This is a genomic window from Bhargavaea massiliensis, from assembly GCF_018390575.1.
Taxonomy (GTDB): Bacteria; Bacillota; Bacilli; order Bacillales_A; family Planococcaceae; genus Bhargavaea; species Bhargavaea massiliensis.
Window position 1 is genome coordinate 25,206 of the sequence record NZ_JAHBCJ010000013.1, and the last position, 26,039, is coordinate 51,244.

The following is a 26,039-nucleotide window of genomic DNA, read 5'->3' on the forward strand; positions in this document are numbered from 1 at the left end:
TCGGACTATATTCCCGAGTAAGGGGAATCTCATAGATACAGAATGTTTCTTTTTGAAAGGATGGAACCCATGGAAGAGTTACTCGATGTACTGGCCGGAGGAGGGGAGATTGCGGACCTCCTCGGCGATCTGAAGGAAGGCCGCGACCGGCAGCTGGTCACGGGCCTTGCGGGCGGCGCACGTGCCGCCCTGTTTGCGCTGGCGGCAAAGGAAACAGGACGGCCTGTTCTCGTCGTCGAACCGAATATGCTGCAGGCGCAGCGCACGTATGAGGACCTGGTGAGGCTCTCGGGAGAGGAGTCGGTCCGCTTGTATCCGGCGGATGAACTGACAGCGGCTGAGCTGTCAGTCGCAAGCCCGGAACTCCGGGCACAGCGCATCGAGGCGCTGGACCATCTCATGCGGGACGGTTCCGGCATATTCGTCACGCCGATTGCAGGACTCCGCAAGCTGCTCCCTACACCGGACGACTGGAAAAACGCCGCTCTTACCGCAGAATTGGGCGATGAGATCGTTCCTGCGGACTGGGCGGCAAGCCTTGTCGCCATGGGATTCTCCCGCCAGCCGATGGTCACCTCCCCGGGGGAGTTTGCACTCAGGGGCGGGATCCTCGATATCTATCCGCTTGACCGCGAGGAACCTGTCCGGATCGAGCTGTTTGATACGGAAATCGATTCGATCCGAACTTTCTCGGCAGAAGACCAGCGCTCAACGGGACGGCTGGAAACGGTCCGGATTCTTCCTGCCCATGAGTTCAGCTGGTCCACGGAGCGGCTTGCCGTCACGGCCCAACGCCTTGAAGAGTCACTTGCCGCAAGTCTTAAGAAAGTGAGTGACGAGGCAGCACGCGAGGCGCTTCTCGAGAACATCGGGGCGGACATCTCTCTCATGAAGGACGGAGAGATCCCGGAGGGTGTCATGAAGTATGCATCGCTTGCCGGAGAAACGGCCTTCCTCGGCGATTATTTCCCGGAAGAGGGCATCCTGTTTTATAACGAGGCCGGCCGGATCATCGAAGTGGCCGAGTCGCTGGAGCGGCAGGAGGGCGAATGGCATACCGAAATGATTGCTTCCGGGAAGCTGGTCCATGACGCGCGGCTCAGCCACACATTCAAGGAGATCGACGCGATGGCCGGGCAAAAGAAAGTGTATCTGTCGCTGTTCTCGCGTTCACTGCCGGGACTTGTCCTTAAGGACACCATTCAGGTTTCTTGCAAGCCGATGCAGCAATTCCACGGCCAGATGAACCTTCTGAAGTCGGAAGCGGAACGCTGGCAGGCCGGCGGTTTTACGGTGTTGCTTCTTGCCGGAGACCGGGAGCGCATGGAGAAAGTCCGCTCCATCCTCGAAGACTACGGCATGGAAGCGGATATTCCGAAGGAGGGTACGGTCCCGGGGCCCGGCATACATGTGATCGAAGGGGACCTGTCGGACGGATTTGAGCTGCCGCTCCGGCAGATTGCCGTCGTGACGGACAGCGAACTGTTCAAGCAGCGTTCCCGCAGAAAAGCGCGCGCCCAGAAGCTGTCGAACGCCGAGCGGATCAAAAGCTATTCGGAAATCAAGCCGGGTGACTATGTCGTCCACATCCAGCACGGCATCGGGAAGTACATCGGCATCGAGACGCTTGACGTGGGCGGTACGCACAAGGACTATCTCCATATCAACTATCGCGGCGACGACAAGCTGTACGTGCCGATCGACCAGATCGACCAGATCCAGAAATATGTCGGGTCCGAGGACAAAGAGCCGAAAATCCACAAGCTCGGCGGCACCGAATGGAAAAAGACGAAAAGCAAAGTATCAAAGGCCGTCAAGGACATTGCCGACGACCTCATCAAGCTTTATGCCAAGCGCGAGGCGGAAAAAGGTTTTGCTTTCTCGCCTGATGATGACCTGATGCATTCGTTCGAGGCGTCATTCCCGTATGACGAAACAGATGATCAGCTCCGCTCGGTTGAGGAAATCAAGCGGGACATGGAGCGCGAGCGCCCGATGGACCGGCTTTTGTGCGGCGATGTCGGATACGGCAAGACCGAGGTCGCGATCCGGGCCGCTTTCAAAGCGGTCGGTGACGGCAAGCAAGTCGCCTTCCTTGTCCCGACGACCATCCTCGCCCAGCAGCACTTCGAAACGATGAAGGAACGGTTTGCCGGATTCCCGGTCGAAGTCCGCATGCTGAGCCGGTTCGGCACGAGAAGAGAACATCAGGAAACCGTCAAAGGCCTGAAGGACGGCACGGTTGATGTTGTCGTCGGAACGCACCGCCTCCTTTCGAAGGATGTGGAGTACCGCGACCTCGGACTCCTCATCGTCGATGAGGAGCAGCGCTTCGGCGTCACGCACAAAGAGCGCATCAAGCAGATGAAGGCGAATGTCGACGTCCTGACACTGACGGCGACACCGATTCCGCGCACGCTCCATATGTCAATGATCGGCGTCCGCGATCTGTCCGTTCTTGAAACGCCTCCTGCAAACCGGTTCCCGGTCCAGACCTATGTCATGGAGTACAGCGGCCCGCTCGTACGGGAGGCGATCGAGCGCGAGATGGCACGCGGCGGCCAGGTGTTTTATCTGTATAACAGGGTCGAGGACATGGCGCGCAAAGCCGAGGAGATCCAGATGCTCGTGCCGGAGGCCCGGATTGCGACCGCGCACGGCCGCATGTCCGAGACGGAGCTTGAAGCGGTCATCCTCGCTTTCCTGGAAGGGGAGTACGACGTCCTTGTGACGACGACGATCATCGAAACGGGCGTCGACATCCCGAACGTCAATACGCTCATCGTCCACGACGCCGACCGGATGGGACTCGCCCAGCTGTATCAGCTGAGGGGAAGGGTCGGCCGGTCGAACCGCGTCGCGTATGCGTATTTCCTTTATCAGCGGAACAAGGTTCTTTCCGATGTCGCGGAAAACCGCCTGCAGGCGATCAAGGAATTCACCGAACTCGGATCCGGCTTCAAGATCGCGATGCGCGACCTGTCGATCCGCGGGGCGGGGAATCTGCTCGGCGCCCAGCAGCACGGGTTCATCGATTCGGTCGGATTCGATATGTATTCGAAGATGCTCGAAGAGGCCATCGAGGAAAAGCGCGGCAACGGCAAGGAAGAAGACGTGCCGGATGTCGAGGTGACGCTCCACATCGATGCATACTTCCCGGACAGCTTCATCCCCGACGGCTTCCAGAAAATCCAGATGTACAAGCGCGTCAAGGCGGTCGGGACCGAAGAGGATTATTCGGAACTGGTCGACGAGATGGCCGACCGTTTCGGAGACCTGCCCCTGGAAGCCGAGCAGCTCCTGAAAATTGCCCTGATGAAGGTATGGGCGCGGGAAGCCGGCGTCGAGTCGATCAAGCAGCAGGGCGACCGGGTGATCATTTCGTTCACGGAAGCAGGGACACAACGGGCGGACGGCGCGAAAATCATGGAGGACACGCTGCAGTTCGGACGCGCGGTCGGCTTCCACATAGAAGACGGTCGGCTTCTGCTCACCGTCGACGGGTCGAAAACCGGCAAAAAGACGCTGTTTGACGTGCTTGAAGGCGTCATGAAAATATTGCCGGATGCGAAAAAACAGGAAGCCTGACCTGCCAAGAGGGCCAGATTGCATAAATTGGCTAATCGTGATGCATACTAAGCGCGCGCAGAACTATCCGAACGTCGAAAGCGAGGCATCACGAATGAGAGCAACTGGTATCGTCAGACGGATCGACGACCTTGGCCGTATTGTCATCCCGAAGGAAATCCGGCGCACGATGCGCATACGGGAAGGCGACCCGCTTGAAATCTTCACTGACCGGGACGGGGAAGTCATCCTGAAAAAGTATTCCCCGATCAGTGAGCTGGGCAGCTTTGCCCAGGAATATGCAGAGACGCTGTACGAAACATTGGGAACACCGGCGCTCATCAGCGACCGTGATGAAATGATCGCGGCAGCCGGCCTCCCGAAAAAGGATTATCTGGGCAAGCGGATCTCCGGTGAGCTGGAGGAAATCATGCTCGGACGCTCGATCGTCACGGAGAAAAATGAAAAGTCCCTGGAATGGGTGCCCGGCGTCACCGAACAGATCAAGTCATCGTGCATTTGTCCGATCGTCTCGGGCGGGGACCCGATCGGCGCGGTCTATCTGCTGTCGAAGGTCCATTTCATCGGCGACCCGGAAGTGAAGGCAGCGGAAACCGCAGCCCACTTCCTCGCCAAGCAGATGGAGCCTTAATCGCCAACGAATGCAAGACCCGGGGGATGCCCCCAATAGAATGGCCAAAGGGCCGCCGCACTTGCCGGAAACAATCGGCGGAGCGGCGGCCTTTTTTGTGTGGCTTACCGGAGCGGATATTGGGAGTCACTGCATGATCAGGAGGCAATAAAGCACTCACGCCCATTTTGAAAGCACTCACTCTCCGATTGAAAGCACTCACCCAAAATTCTGAAGCACTCGACAATCCAGCCCACGGCAGCCCCGCATGGCCACCGTGCTATAATGGGGATATTCTTGGAAAGAAGGAAGCCTGAAGCATGCAGCAGCAATGGAATATGAAGACCTTCATGAAAGGCGCCGCGCTCCTGGCCGCGGCCGGCATCATCGTCAAGATCCTGAGCGCTGTCTATCGCATCCCGTTCCAGAACCTGGTCGGCGACAAAGGATTTTATATTTATCAGCAGGTGTACCCGTTTATCGGCATCATCACGGTATGGACGTCGGCGGGGTTCGCGGTCGCCGTCTCCAAAGTGATGGCGGACCGGGACCGTGCGGAAAGCGGCGCCGTCATGAGGATTGCGCTGGCCTGTCTCGCTGTAGTGTCCGGCGCAAGTTTCCTTGTGCTGTTTTTTGGCGCGGACACCATCACCGGGTGGATGGGCGACCGGCAGCTGGCCCCGCTTTTGCGCGCCGGTTCGCTCGTCATTTTGTTTATGCCGCTGCTCGCCCTCCTGAAGGGCGTCTACCAGTCGGAAGGCCGCATGGCACCTGTCGCGGGTGCCCAAGTGGTGGAGCAGGCGGTCCGTGTGACGGTCATCCTGGCGGGCACCCTGATTGTCGTCTCGGCCGGCGCCTCGCTGTACATGGCGGGGGAGATGGCCATGTGGGGAGCGGTCGCAGGCGAGGCGGCTGGCGTACTTCTCCTGTTTGCCCTGTTCAGGAAGTGGACAGGGCGCCCGGACTTCCGGGACCGCTCCGCATCGGTCAGAGCCTGGCCCATCATCAAAGAGCTGACGGCGATTAGCCTGGCCGCAAGCCTGAGCTCGCTGATTTTGCTGTTTTTCCAGATGGTCGATTCGTTCACAGTGTTCAGCCTATTGGCGGAAACAATGGAACGGGAGAGGGCGATGGAATCGAAGGGCGTCTATGACCGCGGCCAGCCGCTTGTCCAGATGGGCATTTTGCTCGCTTCGACGCTGTCGCTTTCAATTGTTCCGCTTGTCGCGGCCCATACGGCTAAAAAAGGCGGACGGACCGCGGAGCCGTTTGTCCGCCTTGCCTGGAGGCTCGCCTTCCTGTTCGGCTGGGCGGCGGCGCTCGGGCTGATCCTCGTCCTTCCGTATGTCAATGAAATGCTGTTCGAGACGCGAAGCGGGTCTGCCGCCATCATGGTGTTCTGCATCCAGATATTCGAGCTGTCGCTGATCCTGCCGCTCGTGGCGGTGCTACAGGGACTCGGCCGGGTGAAAGTGCCGGCGCTCCTGCTTCTTTCGGGCCTTGCGCTCAAGGCGGCGGCCAATTGGTTACTTGTGCCTCCGTTCGGCATACTCGGCGCCTCGATCGCGGGGACTGCCGGATTTGCCGCGGCCGCCGCGGGAATTCTGATTTACTTTAAGAAAGTGTGGCCGGTGCGTCTGGCCGACGGGCGGTTTTACCGGATGATCGCGGTGGCGTCGCTCATGATGGCGGCCGTCCTTGTCCCGTGGATGCTCCTGGCAGACATCTGGCTGTTTGATGCGTTACCCGCCAGGATCGGTGCGACACTCACCGCTCTTACAGGCGTCACAATCGGTGCGGCAGTGTTTCTTGCAGTCATCGCGAAGGCACGTGTGCTGTCGGAGCGGGAATGGTACCTGATCCCGTTCGGGCGCTGGCTTGCCGTCCTGCAGCTGATTTTAAATAAATCCGATAGGAAGTGATCCCATGAATGAAATTACCGTGATCGGCCTCGGTGCGTCCGGCCTTGACGGGCTGCCGCTCGGCGTCTACCGGAAACTGAAAAACGCGGGGCTTGTCCATGTCCGGACCGCGGACCATCCCGTCATTGCAGAGCTGGAGGCGGAAGGCATCCGGTTCCGCACATTCGATGACGTCTACCGGAAACATGAAACATTCCCGCCGGTGTACCGCGAAATCGCGGATACGCTCCTGGCGATGGCCGAAAAAGAACCGGTCATGTACGCCGTGCCCGGCCATCCGCTCGTTGCCGAACAGACTGTCCAGTATCTGGTCGGGGCGGAGCGGGAAGGGAAGGCCCGCCTTCATATCGAAGGCGGCCAGAGCTTTCTTGACCCGGTATTCAGCGCGCTCAGGATCGACCCAATCGACGGTTTCCAGCTGCTCGACGGCACGGAGATGCACCGGGACGACTTGAAGATGAACCAGCATGTCCTGATCGCTCAGGTGTACGACACGTTCAGCGCGTCAGACGTGAAGCTCACGCTCATGGAAAAGTATCCGGACGACCATCCGGTGACAATTGTCACGGCAGCCGGATCGCCCGAAGAAAAGCTTGTCACCGTCCCGCTTTATGAGCTGGACCGGACTGTGGAGACCAGCAATCTGATGACGGTCTACATCCCCCCTGCCGTCCGGCTTGAAGAGCGGCTGAAGGAATGGGACGCCTTCCGCGAGATCATCGGCATCCTGAGAAGTCCGGACGGCTGCCCTTGGGACCGCGAACAGACGCACGAGTCGCTCCGGAAATTCATGATCGAGGAAGCGCATGAACTTGTCCAGGCGATTGATGACGGGGACGATGACGCCATCATCAATGAACTGGGCGACGTGCTTCTCCAAGTGTTCCTTCATGCGCAGATCGGTGAGGACGACGGCTACTTCCAGATGGAAGATGTACTGGAGACGGTGGCGGAAAAAATGATCCGCCGGCATCCGCATGTGTTCGGCGACGCCGATGCCGCAGACTCCGATGCCGTCGTGACCCACTGGCAGGCGATCAAGGAAAAAGAAAAAGGCGCAGCGTCCGGATCGGTCCTGGACGGACAGGAGCGCTACGCCTCCTCGCTCCTCACGTCATACAACTACCAGAAGGAAGCCGCCAGGCATGGGTTCAGCTGGCCGGATGCGGAAGGCGCCTGGGAGAAGTTCGAAGAGGAATGGCAGGAATTCCGCCTTGCAGCGGAGAATGGGGGAGAGGGCGAACGGACTGATGAATTCGGCGACGTACTGTTTACGCTCGTCAATCTCGCCCGTTACTACAAGGTCTCACCGGAAGAGGCGATGACCGGCGCCAACCGCAAGTTCAGAAGGCGCTTTTCCCATGTCGAAAAACGGGTCCGGGAAGGCCGGGGCCGTTTTGAAGACTATACGCTCGATGAACTCGACGCGTTCTGGAATGAAGCGAAACGATTGGAGAGGATGTAAATGAGACTCGATAAATTCCTGAAAGTGTCCCGCCTCATCAAGCGGCGCACGCTCGCAAAAGAAGTGGCGGACCAGGGGCGGATCACGATCAACGGCAAAAAGGCCAAGGCATCAACCGTCGTGAAAGAGGGCGATGAGCTCGCCATCCGATTTGGCCAGAAGCTTGTCACCGCCCGTGTGGACATGCTGAAGGACTCCGTCAAAAAAGACGAAGCCGGTAACATGTTCACTATCCTAAAAGAAGAAAAACTCGACAAAGTCGAACCCGAATTCATCGACGACGAGGACTGACACAAAACGGCCCGGAGCGCACCAATCGCACTGGGCCGTTTTCCTATTGCCATTCTTCCGGGTCATGTTTCCCCGCCTCCGCTCATACAATGCGTTGAACGGACAAGGACAAGCGAAAAGGGGGAACGAACAGATGCAGATCGAACAGACGGACAATCCGGGCACCGCCTACCAGATTCCATCAGGCGACCACCACGTGTCGCTGCGCAACCGCAAGAGGATGGACCTGACGTCAGTAAAGGCGATCGACCGATTTGACCAGGAAGAGTTTATCGTGCGCACCTCGCAGGGGCAGCTCCAGATCCGGGGAGACGGGCTCCGGATCGTCCATCTCGATGTGGACAAGGGCCTCCTCACCCTCGAGGGCACCGTCAAAGTGCTCCAATACGAAGATGAAGACGGTCATTCGCGGAATATCCTCACCAAGTTATTCGGATGATCGTTTCCCATCAGCTGCTCAGCCTGCTGGCCATGGTCGGGACAGGCATTCTCGCCGCTGCCGCCATCGACATGATCCGGACGGCTGGCGGCGGCACCCGGGCCGGCACCGCCATCGAGCTGATGGCGTGGCCGCTTTTGGGGTTATTCGCGTTTTCTGTCTTGTTCGCCGTGCGCTCCGGCGAATGGAGGCTTTATGACCTGCTTGCCCAGCTGGCCGGCGTGCTGCTCTACGAATCGGCGCTCCACCGGCCGTTCCGTTTTGCCGGTAGGCTGATCACCGTGCTGGTCATCCGGCCGGTCCTGTTGCTTATAGGCGTCATCTGGAGAATCGCCGCCTTCATCGTCGGCATCCCGGTCCGCCTCATTCTTTTTCTGGTCCGGCTGCTGCTGCGCCCGTTTCAAAAGCCGATCCGGGCAATCCGCAGAAAAGCGGGGAATCTGTCAAGAAAAGTTCGCCGCAAGTTCCCCGGGCGCCCCTTAAAAAAGAGGTCCGCATGAGGTATAATGGATAAATCATGCGCTCCGACGCAGGCAGGGGGACCGAGGATGGAACAGAAAAACAGGCAGGCAAACAGTCACGGGCCCGTCACACCGATCCAGACCGAGTATGTCCGGGCCCGGGAACGCAAGGAACAGATCAAGAAAGCGCGGAAAATCCGGCTCTACCGGAGACTTGCCGTCTTTGCCGTCATTGCGGCACTGACGTTCGGATGGATGACCTGGTCGCTCGTCGAAAAAAACCAGGCCATTGCCGCCAAGCAGGAAGAGAAAAAAGCCGCACTCGCAGAACTGGAGAAACTCCAGGAAGAAGGCGCGGCCCTGGAACTCGAACTTGAAAAACTGGACGACCCGGAATACATCGCCAAGCTCGCCAGGAAGGAATACCTCCTGTCCGAGGAAGGCGAGATCATCTTTACTCTCCCGGATGAGGAGAAGAAAGAAAAAGACAAAGAGAAAAAAGACGGAGACTCCGAGGAGTAAATCGTCTTCTATAAAAGGGGGCAGCAGCGGCCCGGTAATGTCCGGAGAGCCGCTGCTGTTTTTAAATGGAGGCTGCCGGAGGGCAGGATCCTCTGAAACTCCGCCCGGTACAAGAAATATGCCCGATTCATTGACACTCTTTGATTGTTGGTTATAATTAGGTCAAGGGACTTGGTCTGTCAAGACCCGGAATATGTATGCATGGCTGTACGAACAGCCCGCTTAATCTTTAAGGAGGAGCATTTTTTTTATGTCAATTGAAGTCGGCAGCAAGGTACAGGGAAAAGTAACAGGAATCACCAACTTCGGGGCATTCGTTGAGCTGCCTAACGGAAAGACGGGCCTGGTCCACATCAGTGAGGTCGCAGACCACTACGTCAAGGACATCAATGAGTTGCTCAAGGTCGGCGATACCGTAGAAGTTAAAGTGATGAATGTCGGCAATGACGGGAAAATCGGCCTGTCGATCCGGAAAGCGAAGCCGGAATCCGAACGTCCTCAGCGCCCGGAGCGTCCATTCCGTCCGCGAGGCGGCAACCGGGGCGGCGGCGATAACCGCGGAGGCAAAGAAAACTTCGAGCAGAAGATGGCACGGTTCCTGAAGGACAGTGAAGATCGTCTGTCCACCCTAAAGCGCGCGACGGAATCCAAGCGCGGCGGCCGGGGTGCGAGAAGAGGCTGACTTGCTGACTGCTTCGATCGAAAAAAATCTCTGATATAGATGCCCGGGACACAGCCCGGGAACGCTTCGGCGGCCTGACGGATATAAACCGCAGGCCGCCTTTTGCTATTCTGGACAAATCCCGACTCAAGCGGGAGATGCCAATCAGCCAGGATCGTTAAGCCGAAGCGACCTCCATGCAGCCCATGATCCGCCAATATTCCGCATGAAACAGGCTGTCCGGCGTGTGCGGACGCAAAAAACCGGCCCTCCCCCGAATGGGGAAGGGCCGGTTTCCATATAGCGGCGGAGGGGATCGAACCCCCGACCTTACGGGTATGAACCGTACGCTCTAGCCAGCTGAGCTACACCGCCGTGTTTGCGACACTACCATATCATACAGAGCCGTAGGGACGGTGTCAATCCTTTTTTGCACAAGAACATCAAAAATCCTGTCGCGTGATTCGCCGTTTTCCCGCCATCATCTGCAAAATAGGAAGATTCCAAAAACGAGGCTGATTCCGTCGAAAGTTTCTCCGGCACGGTTGCCAGGAACAGACAAACTTCAGTGAATCACCCCGGTATACTCAGGACACTTGATTCAAAGACGAGGGGGAATCGAATCATGAGATTATTGGGGAATGAGGCATGGCAAAATGCAGGCATGCCGTTTAGGCGATGGGCGGAGGCTGTGGCCAGGCGCAAGGTGAAGATCGGGTTCTCGCTGTTTTTCCTGGCAGCTTCTTTTTTCCTTTCCAGGGCGGTCCTGTTCGAGGCGGCGGTACCGTTCCTGTTGCCGGTTTGGGCACTGGCGGCGATCCGTTACCGGAACTACCTGCCGCTCGTCATCATCGGCGGGGGGCTTGGCAGCCTGATGCTCGGGCCGGGACAGGCGGCGATTCATATCCTGCAGATCTTGCTTTTCCATTCGATCATCCGTTTCCGGGTTTTCCGGAAATCGGTTCCGGTGACGCTCGGTCTGGTTGTGCTCGCAATCCAGTCAGTCTGGCAGCTGGCCTCTTATGGCGGCCAGGTGGCAGGCGATGTCTGGTTCCTCATTGCCTGCGAAGCGTTGCTGACGGCATTTATGGCGGTGTTCCTGTTTGCGGTGTTTACACCGGCGCACCGTTTTCTGCATGAACGCTGGACGGCGGAGCGGACGGGGGCCGCGTTCCTCGTCGGAGCGCTCATGATTACGGGAATGGGCGGGATGATTTATGGCCAGTTTTCACTTCCGGCCGTGCTGATCCATCTTGCCGTGCTGTTTTCGGTGTCAGTCGGGGGGCTGGCAGCGGGCACGGCGGCGGCAACAGTGATTGGAACCATTGTCAGCGTCTCTGATCTTGAATTCAGCGGAATGATTGCGCTCTATGCGCTGACCGGCTTTTGTGCGGGCATCGCGGCAAAGGCCGGGAAGCTCGGCATTGCGGCCGCTGCACCGCTCGCCTCAGTGTTCTTCTATATGTATGACGAGACGCTGCCGCTTGATGACGTCCACTTTATGTCGATGGCGCTCGCCACGCTCCTGTTCCTGTGCGTTCCGTCCAGCTCGCTCGCATTTGTGCGGAGCCGGGTGAATCCGGACCGAACCGGCCAGTCGGAGCGCCGGAGGGTCTGGCTCGAGGAAAAGATGGACAGCCAGCTGCACGATTTCCATCAGTTTGCGCACTTCATGTCGCAGCTCGTCAGCGACCACAATGGCAGCCATGAAGACGAAGGGCAACGCCGTCCGCCTGCCATCTGCCAGTCTTGCTTCCGATACGAGAAGTGCTGGGCAGATCCCGAGGACGGCATCGCACCGCTTCTTGATGACTGGATGAAAGCCCAGGCCTCGCCAAAACGCGGCCCGAGGATCCGTGTGGAGGAGCGGATCGGTTACAAGTGTGTGAGGTCCACAGGGCTCATGCAGGAACTCGAGGAAGATTATTCCCAGGCCGTCCTGAACAATCAGCTTCATCACGGACGGAAGATGCTTGCGCTGCAACTGCGCGATATGAGCCGTCACCTGAACGACATGATGATGAATATGAAAGAGGAAATCAAGACGTTCCGCCCCGAAGAAGAGGAATTGTCCGCCCGCCTGCACCGGATGGAAATCCCGCATTTCCAGGTGGATATCTTGTCCGAGGAGCGCGGCGCCCGCAAAATCGTCTGCTCGCTTCCGGACCGCAAAAGCGAGTGGGAAACCGAGCGCATGGTCGCGGAGCGGCTCATCATGCCGGTGCTGAACGACATGTACGGCGAGCCGTTCGAAGTGGAAAAGTCGGTGTTCCTGGAGGATCCGTTCCCGCACCTTCAGGTGACATTCGTCTCCGCCGTCCGCTTCACGATGGACTATTCAGTCGTGTCTTCCTCAAAAGACGGCACGTTCCACGCCGGCGACTCGCATGAGGTGTTCCATCTGCATGACGGCCTTGCCGCGGTGATCCTGTCGGATGGCATGGGCTCGGATGCGCAGGCCTACCGGGAGAGCAGGAAGGTGATCCGGCTCATGAGGGAATGCCTGAACCGCCGGATGGACCCGGAAACCGCCATGCACACCCTTCATTACGTCATGTCGCTCAAAGGCGGGGATGACATGTACGCGACGGTCGACCTGGCGCTGATCGACCTGCAGGACGGGCGTCTCTGGTCATACAAGGCCGGGTCGATGTCGACCTACATCAGCCGGGGCGGGAAACTGTTCAAGCTCGAGAGCGCAGCGGTGCCGTTCGGCTTCCTGCCGTCCTTCTCGGTGGATGCGAAGCGCCATGGCCTGAAAGCGGGTGACGTCATCGTCATGATGACGGACGGCATGTTCTCGCCGTCGGTCGCCCCGGAACAGCAGGAGACCATGCTGGGGGCGGTGCTGTCGCGCTGCGAAAATCTGGGCACGGACGGGATGGCGGATTATATCATGCAGGAAATGGGACGCAAATTCCGGCTTCCGTCCGACGACAGGACGGTGATCGTCATCAAGATCGAGCATACGGTCCAGAAATGGTCAATATTCACGCCGTATTCGACGGTTACCGGGAAGGAAACGGTGGTAAGATGAAAGGAAACGGGAGGAGGGATGCAGATGACGGATCAACTGGAAAGGCAGGCGGCAGATCTGATCAGGGAGAATGGGTGGATCCCGGAAGGCTCCCGCGTCCTTGTCGCCTGCTCCGGCGGCCCTGATTCCGTCGCGCTCCTCCATGTGATGAAACGACTCGGGGAAAGCTTCGGCTTTACGATCGGAGCGGCTCATGTCGACCATATGCTCCGCGGTGAAGAGTCAGCGGAAGACGCACGCTTTGTCTGCGCCATGTGCGCCGGGCTTGGCGTGCCTTTCCATGGAACAGCGATCCCCGTCGGGGAGATTGTCCGGCATGAGGGAGGCAATGTGCAGGATGTCTGCCGTGCGCAGCGGTATCGGTACTTCGGTAAGGTCATGGAACGGGAACGGTACAATGTGCTCGCGACGGCTCACCATGCTGACGATGTGCTCGAGACGGTGCTGATGCGGCTCGCCCGCGGTACGGCTGACGCGGCTCCGGGTATTCCGGCGTCCCGAAAATTCGGAGAAAGACTTCTCATCCGGCCGTTTCTTTTAAGTGAAAGAAGGGAAGTCATGGAGTACCTGGAAGCACATGGCCTCCCCAGCAGGGTGGATCCGAGCAATCTGAAGCCGGATTATACACGGAACCGGTTCCGCCACCGCGTCGTTCCCCTAATCCGGGAGGAAAACCCCGGAGCGGCACGTCGTGTCGCCGAGTGGGACCTGGCACGGAGGGAGGACGAGGCCTATCTTGCCGGGAAGGCACGGGAAGTTTGGGAGCAGATTTCCGTACCCCTTCAGGACGGCGGATTGGCCGTGGAGACAGAAGCTTTTTCCCGCGTGCCCTCCGCTTTACAAAGGCGCGTGATTCCCATACTATTAGACTATCTATACCTTTCGGGCCGGTACCCTTCCGGCGGGCGGCTGGAATCTCTGATCCTCAGCCAGCTGATGCGGACGGAAGGGAGCGGTTCTGTCGATCTCCCGGACGGTTTCCGGCTGGAGCGGGAATACGGAAAAGCTGTATTCCGGAAGGCCGGGCAGGGATCGCCCGGGAAGTTCGGGGAAACGCCGCTGCCGTCCGGCAGCTGGATAACGTCGGGATGCGGGATGCGGTTATTCTGGTCGGACCGGGAAACGGTCCGCGAGCCGGAACCCGCGCCCGGCCGGGAGGTTCTGTATTTCGGAGAGGAGGCGGCCATGCCGCCGCTCTCCGTGCGCATGCCGCAAGCGGGCGACCGGATCCTTCTTCCGGGCATGGCTGAACCAAAGAAAGTGTCACGGATCTTCATCGACGGCAAGATTCCGCGGAGCCTGAGGGCAACGTGGCCGGTCGTCACCGCGGCGGACGGACGCGTTGTTGCGGTCCCGGGCGTCCGGTACGGCAAAGGATTCACCCGGGACGGCCGCACGGGCGGCCCGTACATATTCATCGTGGAGCAAGCGCCGATTGCAGATCGCGCGGACCACGCACAGGAGGAAACCACATGATTGGAAACGATATTGAACAGATTCTCATCTCGGAGGAGGAACTCCAGGAGAAGATTTCCGAGCTTGGAGCGGCGCTCACAAAAGAGTACGAAGGAAAGTTTCCGCTCGCGATCGGTGTGCTGAAGGGCGCGCTCCCGTTCATGAGCGATCTGATCAAGCGTTTTGACGGCTATATCGAGATCGACTTCATGGATGTCTCGAGCTACGGCAATGCGACCGTATCTTCCGGTGAAGTGAAAATCGTCAAAGATCTGAATACGAGCGTCGAGGGACGCGACGTCCTGATCATCGAAGACATCATCGACAGCGGGAAGACACTCAGTTACCTGATTGACCTCCTCAAATACCGGAAGGCGAACTCCATCAAGATCGTCACCCTGCTTGACAAGCCGACGGGCCGCAAAGTGGACCTGAAGGCAGACATGGTCGGATTTGAAGTTCCTGATGCATTTGTCGTCGGCTACGGTCTTGACTATGCGGAAAAATACCGGAACCTTCCGTACATCGGAGTTCTTAAAAAAGAAATTTACTCGTTTTGATGCAGTTGGCCGCTAAGTAAAAGGGAAATCTGCAGAAAAGGGTTTTGGATCTGTTCCTCGGACCATTTCCAGCCAAAGCCTTTTATTTTGGCGGCGGTCAAGTCCTATGATAAGATTTACTATAGTTTTCTTTTATTGGTGAGGAGGCTCGGGATGAACCGAATATTAAGGTATACCATCTTGTACGGCCTGATTTTCCTCGTAATCATGGGGATCTTTGGTTCGTTCAATAACCCGAATACACAAACGAAAAACCTGACGTACAACGAGTTCCTGACGGCTCTGTCCGAAGGGGACATCAATGAGGCGACCATCCAGCCGAACCAGCTGGTATATGAAGTCCGGGGAACGATGAATGATGCCAAGGAAGGCGAAACCTTCATCGTCAATATCCCGCCGGACAACGAGCAGCTCATGAATGAGATCGACCGCGTGGCGGACCAGTCCGCCACCAAGATCACCTTCCTGCCCGCACCTCAATCAAGCGGCTGGGTCCAGTTCCTGACAGGGCTCATTCCGTTCATCATCATCATCATCCTTTTCTTCTTCCTCCTGAATCAGGCACAGGGCGGCGGCAACCGGGTCATGAACTTCGGAAAGAGCAAAGCCAAACTGTATAACGAAGAAAAGAAGAAAGTCACGTTTGATGACGTAGCAGGCGCCGATGAGGAAAAAGCCGAACTGATCGAGGTTGTCGACTTCCTGAAGGACCCTTCCAAGTTCGACAACATCGGTGCGCGCATTCCTAAAGGGATCCTCCTTGTCGGGCCTCCGGGTACCGGTAAGACACTCCTCGCACGTGCGGTTGCCGGAGAAGCCGGCGTGCCGTTCTTCTCGATTTCCGGTTCGGACTTCGTTGAGATGTTCGTCGGTGTCGGGGCATCCCGAGTGCGCGACCTGTTCGAGAACGCGAAGAAAAACGCGCCTTGTATCATCTTCATTGATGAGATCGACGCGGTCGGGCGCCAGCGCGGCGCCGGGCTCGGCGGCGGCCACGATGAGCGCGAGCAGACACTGAACCAGCTTCTCGTCGAAATGGACGGCTTCGGTGAAAACGAAGGCATCATCATTATCGCCGCGACGAACCGCCCGGACATCCTGGACCCGGCCCTTCTCCGCCCGGGACGCTTCGACCGCCAAATCACGGTCGGCCGTCCGGACGTAAAGGGACGCGAAGCGGTCCTGAAAGTCCATGCGCGCAACAAGCCGCTTGCTGATTCCGTCGACCTGAAGGCGATTGCGGCCCGTACTCCGGGCTTCTCCGGGGCGGATCTCGAGAACCTCCTCAACGAGGCGGCTCTAGTCGCTGCACGCCGCAACAAGAAAAAGATCGACATGACCGATATCGACGAGGCGACGGACCGCGTAATCGCGGGACCGGCCAAGAAGAGCCGTGTCATCTCCGAGAAGGAACGCCGCATCGTGGCATTCCACGAAGCCGGCCACGTGGTCATCGGCCTGACGCTCGACGAAGCGGAAATGGTCCACAAAGTAACCATCGTCCCTCGCGGCCAGGCAGGCGGATATGCAGTCATGCTTCCTAAGGAAGACCGTTACTTCATGACCAAGCCGGAACTCCTTGATAAAATATCCGGCCTCCTCGGCGGCCGTGCGGCGGAAGAGATTGTCTTCGGAGAAGTCTCGACCGGTGCGCACAATGACTTCCAGCGTGCGACAAGCATTGTCCGCCAAATGGTCACCGAGTACGGCATGAGCGACAAGTTGGGCCCGATGCAATACGGCCAGAGCCAGGGCGGCAACGTCTTCCTTGGCCGGGACATCGGCTCGGAGCAGAACTACTCCGATAAGATCGCCTACGAAATCGACCAAGAAATGATGGATATGATAAAAGAGCAATACCAGCGCACAAAGCAGATCCTGACCGAGCGCCGCGAACTGCTTGACCTGATCGCAAATACGCTTCTCAAGAAAGAGACGCTGGATGCGCGGGATATCAAGCACCTCGAAGATCATGGCAGGCTTCCGGAGCCGCTTGAAGAAGAGCAAGAGCTTGAAACCACTGAATCAACGCCAGACTCGACAGGCGCACCGTACGATCCTTCCTCGGGTGACCTCCCGCAGGAAGACGGTACAAACACCGAGGCACCCCAGAGCCCGATCCGCGAAGACCGGAAGGGACCTGGAATCGAATAAGCCAATCAGACCGGTGCCCCTATTTCAGGGGCGCCGGCTTTTTTTGCCGGCTGGGGTTGTGATATGATGTTACGGACACTCGAATGAATAAGTGAGGAATGGCCATGATTCTGGTAATGGATACCGGGAATACAAATATTGTCCTTGGTGTATACAAAGGGGACGAACTAATCTATCAGTGGCGGATGGGCACCGACCGCCGAAAGACGGAAGATGAGTTCGGCATGCAGGTAAAGTCGCTGTTTAATCATGCTGGCCTCGACATGAAGGCAATCGATGGGATCATCATCTCATCGGTCGTGCCGCCGATCATGTTCGCGCTTGAGCATATGTGCGAAAAGTACTTTGGACTGACACCGGTCGTTGTCGGGCCCGGTGTCAAGACCGGCCTGAACATCAAATACGAAAATCCGCGGGAGGTCGGCGCAGACCGGATTGTCAATGCAGTCGCCGGCATCCATGAGTACGGCAACCCGCTCATCATCGTCGACTTCGGAACCGCGACAACCCTCTGCTACATCAACGACAAAAAGGAATACATGGGCGGTGTCATCGCGCCGGGGATCGGAATTTCGACCGAAGCGCTATTCGAGCGCGCATCCAAGCTCCCGCGCGTGGAACTCGTCCGCCCGGAAAATGTCCTGGGGAAAAACACGGTCGCAGCCATGCAGGCCGGAATTGTCTACGGCTATGTCGGCCAAGTGGAAGGCCTGATTGCACGCATCAAGGAAATGGCCGGAACAAACCCGACAGTCATCGCGACAGGCGGTCTTGCACCGCTTATCGCCAGCGAAACAGATGCCATCGACATCGTTGACGGGCATCTGACACTCAAGGGCCTCAAGCTGATTTACGACCGCAATCAATGAATGAAGGGGATGGACCATATTGTCTGATTACATCGTGAAAGGCCTTGCTTTTGATGGAACGATCCGCGTGATTGGCGCGCGGACGACGGATACCGTAGGGGAAGCACAGCGCCGCCACCAGGCCTGGCCGACTGCGACAGCCGCACTTGGCCGGACATTGACAGGCACCGTCATGCTCGGCTCAATGCTGAAAGGCGACGGCAAGCTGACTGTCAAGGTTGAAGGAGGAGGCCCGGCGGGGGCCATCCTGGCTGATGCTGACGCAAACGGCCATGTCCGCGGATATATTTCTGATCCATACGTCCACTTTGATCTGAACAGCCAGAGCAAACTTGATGTCCGGCGTGCCGTCGGGACGAACGGGATGTTTTCCGTTGTGAAGGATCTTGGCCTCCGCGATCACTTTACAGGCCAGGTGCCGATTGTTTCAGGTGAAATTGCCGAAGACTTCACGCAGTATCTGACCGTTTCCGAACAAGTGCCATCCGCCGTTGCGCTTGGCGTCCTTGTCAATCCTGATAATACCGTCAAGGCAGCCGGGGGCTTCATCATCCAGGTCATGCCCGGTGCTTCCGACGAAACAATCACCCTGCTCGAGGAGCGGATCGCGAAAGCGCGTCCGGTATCACGGCAGATTGAAGACGGCCTGACCCCTGAAGAGGTTCTTCAGGAAGTGCTTGGTACTGATAATGTCCGGTTTATCGATACGATGCCGGTTTCTTTCGACTGCGACTGCTCCAAAGAGCGGTTCGGCAATGCAATCAAAGGTCTCGGGGAGCGGGAAATCCTCGAAATGATCAAAGAAGACCACGGAGCCGAGGCACAGTGCCATTTCTGCCTTGAAAAGTACCAGTTCTCCGAAGATGAGCTGAGAGGATTTTTGAGCGATGAGAAGGACACGGACTGAGACCGGACAGGCGATCCGCAAGCGCCGCCTGAAGACAAAGCCTGTCCTGGCCGTCCTCGGGATCCTTCTTGCGGGCAACCTGCTCTGGTTCACGCTCTGGATGACAAAGGACGGCGGCAGTGTGAAATCCGCCGGCACCGGCGAGCAGGTGGCGTCAGTCGGGAAGGAAACGATCACGAACAAGGAGTGGGTGGCGGCCATGGAAGAACGGGTCGGCCGCGAGGCGCTCCGTGAGCTCGTCAACCAGAAAGTGATGGAAGCAGCCGCGAAAGAATACGGCATCAAAGTTTCCGATGATGAGATTGACCTGGAAATCGCCATGCTGCGTGCAGGAGGCGAAGGAACCGGTGAACTGACGGGGGATCCGCTTCGCAATCAGGTGAAGATGCAGCTGATTTTCGAGAAGGTGCTGACGAAAGATATCATCATCGATGACGAGGCGGTCAAAGACTACTACGAGAAAAACGAATCGCTGTATGATGTGAAGCCGTCTTACAGAACGGCAGCAATCATTCTGAAGGACCAGTCAGAGGCCGAGAACGCACTTGGTGAACTGGACAGCGGCTCGTCGTTTGAAGCGCTGGCACGTGAGCGTTCGATCGACCGCGTATCAGGAAGCCTCGGCGGTGAACTCGGCTACATCAGCGAGTCTTCGGAAAACGTCGATCCGGCCATCATCAAGGCCGTCAGCGGCATGAAGGCCGGTGAAACCGCCGGCCCGATTGCATTGGCGGACGGGGAGGTCGCGCTTGTGAAAGTGACGGATACCGCCGAAGGCCGCCTGTTCAAGTTCAAGGAGGTCAAAGATCAGATCCGCCGCGAGCTTGCCATCGAGCAGCTTCCGCAATCCGTCACCCCGGAAGCATTCTGGGAAGAATTCGGAGCGGAATGGATATACGGCAAAGAATAAGAAATTGCCAAAGCATGCCTGAGGGCGTGCTTTTTTGTTTAGTGCAAATGTTCGGCCTGAAATCAGCCGGCCCACTGAAGAAACCTTGGGAGCAAATGAAGAAGATGCGGCAGAATATGCACCCGGCTTCAAAACAACCCATTGCGGCAATCCGAGAAATTTTCATTAAAGGATACCCAATACGCAGGAGCTGAGGGGCAGAACGTGGAAATGTACTGATTGACACCTTCGCGCATACATTGGTATCATGTAAGAAATAAAGCCTATTGGAATGATAGGGATTGGAGTGATCGGGATGAAAACGCGAGTAGGAAATTCGATTACAGATCTCATCCATCAGACTCCGCTCGTCAAGGTAAACCGCCTGACGGGGGAAAATGATGCAGACATCTATCTGAAGCTGGAGTACTTCAACCCGGGCAGCAGCGTCAAGGACCGGATTGCGCTGGCGATGGTCGAGCAGGCGGTAAAAGAAGGCAAGCTGAAGGAAGGCGGCACGATCATCGAGCCGACAAGCGGAAACACGGGAATCGGCCTTGCGATGGTCGCGGCGGCAAAAGGTTACAAGACCGTCATCGTCATGCCGGACACGATGAGCATGGAACGTCGGAACCTCCTGCGCGCGTATGGTGCGGAACTCGTGCTTACACCTGGCGCGGATGGCATGAAAGGCGCCATCGCCAAAGCCAATGAACTGGCCGAACAGAATGGCTGGTTCCTTCCCCAGCAGTTCGAAAACTTCTCAAACCCGGAAGTCCACCGCCTGACGACAGGGCCGGAAATCGCGGATTCCCTTGACCAGGTCGATGCATTCATCTCCGGCATCGGCACAGGCGGAACCATCACCGGTGCGGGCGGCGTCTTGAAAGAACGCTTCCCTGAAGTGAAGATCATCGCGGTTGAGCCAGAAAAGTCCCCGGTCCTTTCCGGCGGCCAGTCCGGCCCGCACAAAATCCAGGGGATTGGTGCCGGTTTCGTTCCAAAGGTTCTCGACACAGATATTTATGACGAAATCATTCAGGTATCCGATGAGGATGCCTATGACACGGCACGTAAGGCCGCACGGCAGGAAGGCATCCTCGGCGGCGTCTCTTCCGGCGCAGCCATCTACGCAGCGCTTGAAACGGCGAAAAAGCTCGGCAAAGGCAAGACAGTCGTTGCCATCCTTCCGTCCAACGGCGAGCGCTACCTGAGCACACCGCTCTACCAGTTCGACTGATCAACATGATTAATTCCGAAAAGGGGGCCCAGGCCCTCTTTTTCTTTTGCGTGTTTTCCCGGCTTCTCTATGGAAAAACACCACCGGTCCGCTGTAAGATGAGGGGAAGAGCGGCAGGGAGCCGCAGTAAACTGGAGGTATGGCAGCATGAGCTTAAACGGCAGCGACGGTCGCTATCAGATCGGCGGCGCGTCCATGGACTTCAATAAAGAAACGGTGGTCATGGGCATCCTGAATGTGACGCCCGACTCTTTTTCCGACGGGGGGCGCCATAACGGGACAGAAGACGCGGTCCGAAAGGCGCTTCAGATGAGGGATGAAGGAGCGAAGATCATTGACATCGGCGGAGAGTCGACGAGGCCGGGGCATACCGTTATCTCGGTGGATGAGGAACTGTCCCGGATCGTCCCGGTGATTGAACGGCTAAAGGACGAGGAAGGCATCTGCCTGTCGGTCGACACGTACAAGGCGGAAGTGGCCAAGGGTGCGCTCGTTGCGGGTGCACATATCATCAACGACATCTGGGGAGCCAAGCGGGAGCCGGACATCGCCAGACTTGCCGCTGACCGGGACGTGCCGATCATCCTCATGCACAACCGGGAAGAGGCGGATTACAATGATTTCTGGCCGGACGCCAAGGCGGATCTGGAAGAAAGCATCAGAATCGCAAAAGATGCCGGCATCAGCGACCGCAACATCTGGCTGGACCCGGGGATCGGCTTTGCCAAGTCGACAAATGAAAACATCCTCATGATGCAGCATCTGGACAATCTCGTCGCGATGGGCTACCCTGTGCTGCTCGCCACATCCCGCAAGCGCATGATCGGCAACATCCTGGACCTTCCGGTGGATGAACGGATGGAAGGCACGGGTGCGACGGTCTGCTACGGAGTCGGCAAGGGCTGCCATATGGTGCGTGTCCATGACGTGAAGGAAATCACCCGCATGACAAGGATGATGGACGTGCTGACGGGCAAGTCGGCATACAAAGGAGACTTGTGATGGACTACATTCACTTGCATGAGATGCAATTCTACGGCTACCACGGCGCGCTGCCGGAAGAAACGAAGATCGGCCAGCGGTTCACGGTGACGCTGTCCCTTGCCGTCAGCCTGGAAGAAGCGGGGCTCACGGATGACCTGGACAAGACCGTGAACTACGCGGAGGCGTATGCGGTCGTGAAGGAGATTGTGGAAGGCGAACCTGTGAAGCTGATCGAGGCTGTCGCGGAGCGGATCGCTTCGGCAATCCTGACGGGCTTCGGGGACAAGGTCGAAGGATGCCGGGTGCGCGTCATCAAGCCCGACCCTCCGATCCCGGGCCATTACCGCGCGGTCGAAGTGGATGTTGCCAGAGGGCGGTTCTCATGAACACAGCCTATCTGTCCGCCGGTTCCAATATGGGGGACCGCGAGGCTTACCTGCGCGAAGCGGCTGTCAGGCTAAACAGCCTTCCCGGCACGGAACTGGACCGCCTTTCTTCCATCTATGAGACCGATCCGGTCGGGTTTGAGGACCAGGCGCCGTTTCTCAATATGGTATTCCGGCTCAGAACTTCGCTCCCGGCGGAGGAGCTCCTGGATGCGTGCCTCGGGATCGAGGCGGAGATCGGCCGTGTGAGAACGGTGCGCTGGGGGCCGAGGGTGTGCGACCTTGACATTCTGCTGTTCAATGATGAAAATATGGAAACGGAGAAACTGACCGTCCCTCATCCGCGCATGCATGAGCGGGCGTTCGTTCTCGTGCCGCTCCTTGAGACGGATCCGGGAATTCTGGCTACGCTCAAGAGACGCTTCCCGGGTTTTCCCGGAGTCGACCTCGAGGACGGGATCCGGCTTTATAAAACGATTCAAGGACCGGCCGCTTTCCTGGAAGGCAAGTGATCCGGTTTCCATACAGCAGTTGCCCCGAATTGGGGGATAGGCAGGAGGAAATGAAATGAACGAAACACGCAAGCCGTTCAAGATCGGGGGCATCACGATGGACAACCGTGTGGTCCTCGCTCCGATGGCGGGCGTCTGCAACTCCGCGTTCCGGCTGACGGTCAAGGAGTTCGGCGCGGGTCTCGTCTACGCCGAGATGATCAGCGACAAGGGCATCAACCAGCGGAATGAGAAGACGATGGAGATGCTGTACATCGATGAGCGCGAATATCCGCTTTCGCTGCAGATTTTTGGAGGCGACAAGGAAAATCTCGTCGAGGCGGCCAGGTATGTCGACCAGTATTCGAATGCCGACATCATCGATATCAATATGGGCTGCCCGGTCAATAAGATCATCCGGTGCGAGGCGGGGGCCAAGTGGCTGCTCGACCCGGATAAGATCCACGAAATGGTGTCTGCAGTCGTGAGTGCCGTGGACAAGCCGGTCAGCGTCAAGATGCGCATCGGCTGGGATGAGGACCATCTCTATGGAGTCGAAAACGCCAAAGCCGTCGAAGCAGCCGGAGGAGCGGCCATTGCCGTCCATGGCCGCACGCGCGTGCAATTGTACGAAGGCAAGGCAAACTGGAGCTGGATCCGCAAGATGAAGGAAGCGGTGAATATTCCGGTGATCGGCAACGGCGACGTCGAGACGCCGCAGGATGCCGGGCGCATGCTGGATGAGACGGGCGTCGACGGCGTCATGATCGGCCGCGCGGCCCTCGGCGACCCGTGGATGATCTACCGTACGGTCAAGTACCTCGAAACTGGGGAGCTGATCGGGATGCCGTCGGTGAAGGAGAAGATCGACGTCTGCCTGCTGCATTTCGACCGCCTTGTGAACCTGAAAGGCGAATACGTCGCGGTGCGCGAGATGCGCAAGCATGCATCATGGTACCTGAAGGGCATCCGGGCAAATGCGGGGATCCGCAAGGGGATCAACCAGGCGGAGACAGGGGACGAGCTGAAGGCGCTTCTTCTCGGGTTTGCGCAGGAAATGGAAAGCGAACCGGCTGCCGCAAGCGCCGTCTGATGGAATGGGGCTGCCACTTTTGTGGCGGCTTTTCTATATGAGGAAACACCGGGAGACTTCTTTCGGGGTAAATAAATGTGAAGAAACGGCATGGATTGTGTACAATGAACGCATGACTGTAAACCCTGTGTACGGACTGACAAAGGAGAGGAAAGCATGTCGCACCTTGACGAATTAAATGATCAGCTCGTGGTCAGACGCGAGAAAATGACGGAGATAAGGGAAAAGGGATTGGATCCGTTCGGTTCCCGCTTTGAGCGGACACACCTCACTTCGTGTATTAAAGAAGACTTCGGGGAGAAAACAAAAGAGGAACTGGAAGCAGAGTCGCATGAAGTGTCAATTGCAGGACGGATCATGACCAAGCGCGGCAAGGGCAAGGCCGGATTTGCGCATGTCCAGGACCTGGACGGGCAGATCCAGATCTATGTCCGCAAAGACGATATCGGCGAGGATGCCTATGAGCTGTTCACCGGAGCGGACCTCGGTGATATCATCGGCGTGACCGGCACAGTGTTCAGGACGAAGGTCGGCGAACTGTCCGTCCGGGCAAACAGCTTCACGTTCCTGACAAAGGCACTCCGCCCGCTGCCGGACAAGTTCCACGGCCTCAAGGATGTCGAACAGCGCTACCGCCAGCGCTACCTGGACCTGATCACTTCGGAGGAAAGCAAAGAGACTTTCATTACCCGAAGCAAGATTATCCGCTCGATCCGCCACTACCTGGACGGCCAGGGCTATCTGGAAGTCGAGACCCCGATGCTGCACAGCATCGCGGGCGGTGCGGCGGCCCGTCCGTTCATCACCCACCACAATGCTCTCGACATGGAACTCTATATGAGGATTGCGATCGAGCTGCATCTGAAGCGCCTCATCGTCGGCGGACTGGAAAAGGTGTATGAGATCGGACGCGTCTTCCGTAATGAAGGCATCTCGACACGCCACAACCCGGAATTCACGATGCTCGAGCTGTACGAGGCGTATGCCGACTACAGAGACATCATGGAACTGACGGAAAATATCATCTCCAATGCTGCGCAGGAAGTGCTCGGCACGACAAAAGTGACCTATGCCGGTGAAGAGATCGATCTGTCACCGGGCTGGAAACGGGTCCACATGGCGGATATCGTCAAGGAGTTCACGGGCGTCGACTTCTGGAAGCAGATGACACAGGAAGAGGCGCACGCACTTGCTAAAGAGCACGGCGTCGAAGTGAAGCCGACAATGGAAGTCGGCCACATCCTGAATGAGTTCTTTGAGCAGAAAGTCGAGGAAGAGCTTGTCCAGCCGACATTCGTCTACGGCCATCCGGTCGAGATTTCCCCGCTCGCGAAAAAGAACCCGGATGACGAGCGGTTCACGGACCGCTTCGAGCTGTTCATCGTGCGCCGGGAGCACGCAAACGCATTTACTGAGCTGAACGACCCGATCGACCAGCGCGAGCGCTTCGAGGCGCAGATGGTCGAGAAGGAGCAGGGCAACGATGAGGCGCATGAGATGGATGACGACTTCATTGAAGCGCTCGAGTACGGCATGCCGCCGACAGGCGGACTCGGCATCGGCATCGACCGGCTGATCATGCTGCTGACCGACTCCCCGTCGATCCGTGACGTCCTGCTGTTCCCGCAGATGCGCAAGAAAGACTGAGTGGTTTGCGCCTGTTTTCCCTCTGTGGGAAGACAGGCGTCTTTTATATTGTCCGGGAAGAGGAAGGTGTACTGAATTGCCCGGTGAAATGAAAGATTCCGACTATAAATATTGGGCTTGCGCAGTTCATATTGCGGTGGTATAGTTATCAACGTTGCGTTTCCGATACGGACGCCGCAGCAAAGGAAATGAAATAAGCTTAAAAAAGTTGTTGACTTGCATGGTGCAGCGTGTTATATTAGTGAGGTCGCTGTCAAACAACGACAACAACACCATGAACCTTGAAAACTGAACAGCAAAACGCTGATGAAACGAGTTCCCGATCCCCGACCCCGTCGGGTGAGAACGGAACAAATGATATCGGACAT

General features: G+C 57.6%; 23 protein-coding genes and 1 tRNA gene. 22 read left to right on the forward strand and 2 right to left on the reverse strand.

Going from position 1 to position 26,039, the window contains the following annotated elements; all coding sequences use genetic code 11:
* The first annotated feature begins 69 nt into the window (after positions 1 to 69).
* The 9 genes from mfd to KHA84_RS14830 all read left to right on the forward strand — a co-directional run bounded on the left by mfd (position 70) and on the right by KHA84_RS14830 (position 9,980).
* On the forward strand, positions 70 to 3,588 hold the full coding sequence (gene mfd / locus KHA84_RS14790; protein WP_213424286.1) for a transcription-repair coupling factor: 3,519 nt from the start codon (positions 70 to 72) through the stop codon (positions 3,586 to 3,588).
* 94 nt (positions 3,589 to 3,682) lie between these two features.
* Positions 3,683 to 4,219 carry a stage V sporulation protein T gene (gene spoVT / locus KHA84_RS14795; protein ID WP_008301238.1) on the forward strand — a complete coding sequence of 179 codons (537 nt, stop codon included), beginning with the start codon at positions 3,683 to 3,685 and terminating at the stop codon, positions 4,217 to 4,219.
* A gap of 299 nt (positions 4,220 to 4,518) precedes the next feature.
* Positions 4,519 to 6,120 (forward strand): putative polysaccharide biosynthesis protein, encoded by a 1,602-nt coding sequence (locus KHA84_RS14800; RefSeq protein ID WP_213424287.1) that lies wholly within the window; start codon positions 4,519 to 4,521, stop codon positions 6,118 to 6,120.
* 4 nt (positions 6,121 to 6,124) lie between these two features.
* Positions 6,125 to 7,585, forward strand: coding sequence for a bifunctional methyltransferase/pyrophosphohydrolase YabN (yabN, locus tag KHA84_RS14805; protein WP_213424288.1), 1,461 nt, complete (start codon positions 6,125 to 6,127; stop codon positions 7,583 to 7,585).
* Complete coding sequence (locus tag KHA84_RS14810; protein WP_213424289.1) at positions 7,586 to 7,876, forward strand: RNA-binding S4 domain-containing protein; 291 nt, start codon at positions 7,586 to 7,588, stop codon at positions 7,874 to 7,876. It abuts the gene before it with no gap.
* Positions 7,877 to 8,009: 133 nt separating this feature from the next.
* Complete coding sequence (gene yabP / locus KHA84_RS14815; RefSeq protein ID WP_008301233.1) at positions 8,010 to 8,315, forward strand: sporulation protein YabP; 306 nt, start codon at positions 8,010 to 8,012, stop codon at positions 8,313 to 8,315.
* On the forward strand, positions 8,312 to 8,815 hold the full coding sequence (gene yabQ, locus KHA84_RS14820) for a spore cortex biosynthesis protein YabQ (RefSeq protein WP_213424290.1): 504 nt from the start codon (positions 8,312 to 8,314) through the stop codon (positions 8,813 to 8,815). Before yabP ends, yabQ begins: the two co-directional genes overlap by 4 nt.
* A 48-nt stretch (positions 8,816 to 8,863) precedes the next feature.
* Positions 8,864 to 9,298 carry an FtsB family cell division protein gene (locus KHA84_RS14825; RefSeq protein WP_213424291.1) on the forward strand — a complete coding sequence of 145 codons (435 nt, stop codon included), beginning with the start codon at positions 8,864 to 8,866 and terminating at the stop codon, positions 9,296 to 9,298.
* Between the two features lie 250 nt (positions 9,299 to 9,548).
* Positions 9,549 to 9,980, forward strand: a complete 432-nt coding sequence (locus tag KHA84_RS14830; protein ID WP_213424292.1) for a S1 domain-containing RNA-binding protein — start codon at positions 9,549 to 9,551, stop codon at positions 9,978 to 9,980.
* A gap of 280 nt (positions 9,981 to 10,260) precedes the next feature.
* On the opposite strand, the gene KHA84_RS14835 is transcribed toward KHA84_RS14830, so the two are convergent.
* Positions 10,261 to 10,334, reverse strand: a tRNA-Met gene (locus KHA84_RS14835).
* A 250-nt stretch (positions 10,335 to 10,584) separates the two neighbouring features.
* Between KHA84_RS14835 and KHA84_RS14840 the strand changes: the two genes are divergently transcribed.
* The 13 genes from KHA84_RS14840 (at position 10,585) to lysS (ending at position 25,671) form a co-directional block, all read left to right on the forward strand.
* Positions 10,585 to 12,996 carry a SpoIIE family protein phosphatase gene (locus KHA84_RS14840; protein ID WP_213424293.1) on the forward strand — a complete coding sequence of 804 codons (2,412 nt, stop codon included), beginning with the start codon at positions 10,585 to 10,587 and terminating at the stop codon, positions 12,994 to 12,996.
* 24 nt (positions 12,997 to 13,020) lie between these two features.
* On the forward strand, positions 13,021 to 14,472 hold the full coding sequence (gene tilS / locus KHA84_RS14845; RefSeq protein WP_213424294.1) for a tRNA lysidine(34) synthetase TilS: 1,452 nt from the start codon (positions 13,021 to 13,023) through the stop codon (positions 14,470 to 14,472).
* Entirely contained in the window at positions 14,469 to 15,011 is a 543-nt protein-coding gene (gene hpt / locus KHA84_RS14850) for a hypoxanthine phosphoribosyltransferase (RefSeq protein ID WP_213424295.1), read from the forward strand. The genes tilS and hpt overlap by 4 nt, the downstream gene beginning before the upstream one ends.
* Before the next feature lie 153 nt (positions 15,012 to 15,164).
* A complete protein-coding gene (ftsH, locus tag KHA84_RS14855) occupies positions 15,165 to 17,165 on the forward strand; it encodes an ATP-dependent zinc metalloprotease FtsH (protein ID WP_213424296.1) in 2,001 nt (666 codons plus the stop codon).
* A 104-nt stretch (positions 17,166 to 17,269) separates the two neighbouring features.
* Positions 17,270 to 18,034: a type III pantothenate kinase gene (locus KHA84_RS14860; RefSeq protein ID WP_213424297.1), complete on the forward strand. Its 765-nt coding sequence runs from the start codon at positions 17,270 to 17,272 to the stop codon at positions 18,032 to 18,034.
* A 19-nt stretch (positions 18,035 to 18,053) separates the two neighbouring features.
* Positions 18,054 to 18,941, forward strand: a complete 888-nt coding sequence (gene hslO, locus KHA84_RS14865; RefSeq protein WP_213424298.1) for an Hsp33 family molecular chaperone HslO — start codon at positions 18,054 to 18,056, stop codon at positions 18,939 to 18,941.
* Positions 18,922 to 19,851: a peptidyl-prolyl cis-trans isomerase gene (locus KHA84_RS14870; RefSeq protein WP_213424299.1), complete on the forward strand. Its 930-nt coding sequence runs from the start codon at positions 18,922 to 18,924 to the stop codon at positions 19,849 to 19,851. The genes hslO and KHA84_RS14870 overlap by 20 nt, the downstream gene beginning before the upstream one ends.
* A gap of 295 nt (positions 19,852 to 20,146) precedes the next feature.
* The gene (cysK, locus tag KHA84_RS14875; protein WP_213424300.1) at positions 20,147 to 21,070 is read left to right on the forward strand and encodes a cysteine synthase A; all 924 of its coding nucleotides are present in this window, start codon (positions 20,147 to 20,149) and stop codon (positions 21,068 to 21,070) included.
* Between the two features lie 147 nt (positions 21,071 to 21,217).
* A complete protein-coding gene (gene folP, locus KHA84_RS14880) occupies positions 21,218 to 22,072 on the forward strand; it encodes a dihydropteroate synthase (RefSeq protein WP_213424301.1) in 855 nt (284 codons plus the stop codon).
* Positions 22,072 to 22,440, forward strand: coding sequence for a dihydroneopterin aldolase (folB, locus tag KHA84_RS14885; protein ID WP_213424302.1), 369 nt, complete (start codon positions 22,072 to 22,074; stop codon positions 22,438 to 22,440). Before folP ends, folB begins: the two co-directional genes overlap by 1 nt.
* A complete protein-coding gene (gene folK, locus KHA84_RS14890) occupies positions 22,437 to 22,952 on the forward strand; it encodes a 2-amino-4-hydroxy-6-hydroxymethyldihydropteridine diphosphokinase (RefSeq protein WP_213424303.1) in 516 nt (171 codons plus the stop codon). The genes folB and folK overlap by 4 nt, the downstream gene beginning before the upstream one ends.
* A 55-nt stretch (positions 22,953 to 23,007) precedes the next feature.
* Positions 23,008 to 24,024, forward strand: coding sequence for a tRNA dihydrouridine synthase DusB (gene dusB / locus KHA84_RS14895; RefSeq protein WP_213424304.1), 1,017 nt, complete (start codon positions 23,008 to 23,010; stop codon positions 24,022 to 24,024).
* A gap of 156 nt (positions 24,025 to 24,180) precedes the next feature.
* Positions 24,181 to 25,671 (forward strand): lysine--tRNA ligase, encoded by a 1,491-nt coding sequence (gene lysS / locus KHA84_RS14900; RefSeq protein ID WP_213424305.1) that lies wholly within the window; start codon positions 24,181 to 24,183, stop codon positions 25,669 to 25,671.
* Positions 25,672 to 25,797: 126 nt separating this feature from the next.
* Here lysS and KHA84_RS14905 read toward each other — a convergent pair.
* Positions 25,798 to 26,039 (reverse strand): hypothetical protein (locus KHA84_RS14905; protein WP_213424306.1); only part of this gene is annotated, 242 nt, incomplete at its 5' end.

Excerpts from the sequence above, each read along its gene's own strand:
- KHA84_RS14860 (WP_213424297.1), top strand. The coding sequence starts at position 17,270 with ATGATTCTGGTAATGGATACCGGGAATACAAATATTGTCCTTGGTGTA.
- yabP (WP_008301233.1), top strand. The coding sequence starts at position 8,010 with ATGCAGATCGAACAGACGGACAATCCGGGCACCGCCTACCAGATTCCA.
- yabQ (WP_213424290.1), top strand. The coding sequence starts at position 8,312 with ATGATCGTTTCCCATCAGCTGCTCAGCCTGCTGGCCATGGTCGGGACA.
- yabN (WP_213424288.1), top strand. The coding sequence starts at position 6,125 with ATGAATGAAATTACCGTGATCGGCCTCGGTGCGTCCGGCCTTGACGGG.
- KHA84_RS14800 (WP_213424287.1), top strand. The coding sequence starts at position 4,519 with ATGCAGCAGCAATGGAATATGAAGACCTTCATGAAAGGCGCCGCGCTC.
- folK (WP_213424303.1), top strand. The coding sequence starts at position 22,437 with ATGAACACAGCCTATCTGTCCGCCGGTTCCAATATGGGGGACCGCGAG.
- folB (WP_213424302.1), top strand. The coding sequence starts at position 22,072 with ATGGACTACATTCACTTGCATGAGATGCAATTCTACGGCTACCACGGC.
- cysK (WP_213424300.1), top strand. The coding sequence starts at position 20,147 with ATGAAAACGCGAGTAGGAAATTCGATTACAGATCTCATCCATCAGACT.
- KHA84_RS14870 (WP_213424299.1), top strand. The coding sequence starts at position 18,922 with ATGAGAAGGACACGGACTGAGACCGGACAGGCGATCCGCAAGCGCCGC.
- mfd (WP_213424286.1), top strand. The coding sequence starts at position 70 with ATGGAAGAGTTACTCGATGTACTGGCCGGAGGAGGGGAGATTGCGGAC.
- KHA84_RS14830 (WP_213424292.1), top strand. The coding sequence starts at position 9,549 with ATGTCAATTGAAGTCGGCAGCAAGGTACAGGGAAAAGTAACAGGAATC.
- ftsH (WP_213424296.1), top strand. The coding sequence starts at position 15,165 with ATGAACCGAATATTAAGGTATACCATCTTGTACGGCCTGATTTTCCTC.
- lysS (WP_213424305.1), top strand. The coding sequence starts at position 24,181 with ATGTCGCACCTTGACGAATTAAATGATCAGCTCGTGGTCAGACGCGAG.
- dusB (WP_213424304.1), top strand. The coding sequence starts at position 23,008 with ATGAACGAAACACGCAAGCCGTTCAAGATCGGGGGCATCACGATGGAC.
- KHA84_RS14825 (WP_213424291.1), top strand. The coding sequence starts at position 8,864 with ATGGAACAGAAAAACAGGCAGGCAAACAGTCACGGGCCCGTCACACCG.
- folP (WP_213424301.1), top strand. The coding sequence starts at position 21,218 with ATGAGCTTAAACGGCAGCGACGGTCGCTATCAGATCGGCGGCGCGTCC.
- hpt (WP_213424295.1), top strand. The coding sequence starts at position 14,469 with ATGATTGGAAACGATATTGAACAGATTCTCATCTCGGAGGAGGAACTC.
- spoVT (WP_008301238.1), top strand. The coding sequence starts at position 3,683 with ATGAGAGCAACTGGTATCGTCAGACGGATCGACGACCTTGGCCGTATT.
- KHA84_RS14810 (WP_213424289.1), top strand. The coding sequence starts at position 7,586 with ATGAGACTCGATAAATTCCTGAAAGTGTCCCGCCTCATCAAGCGGCGC.
- KHA84_RS14840 (WP_213424293.1), top strand. The coding sequence starts at position 10,585 with ATGAGATTATTGGGGAATGAGGCATGGCAAAATGCAGGCATGCCGTTT.
- tilS (WP_213424294.1), top strand. The coding sequence starts at position 13,021 with ATGACGGATCAACTGGAAAGGCAGGCGGCAGATCTGATCAGGGAGAAT.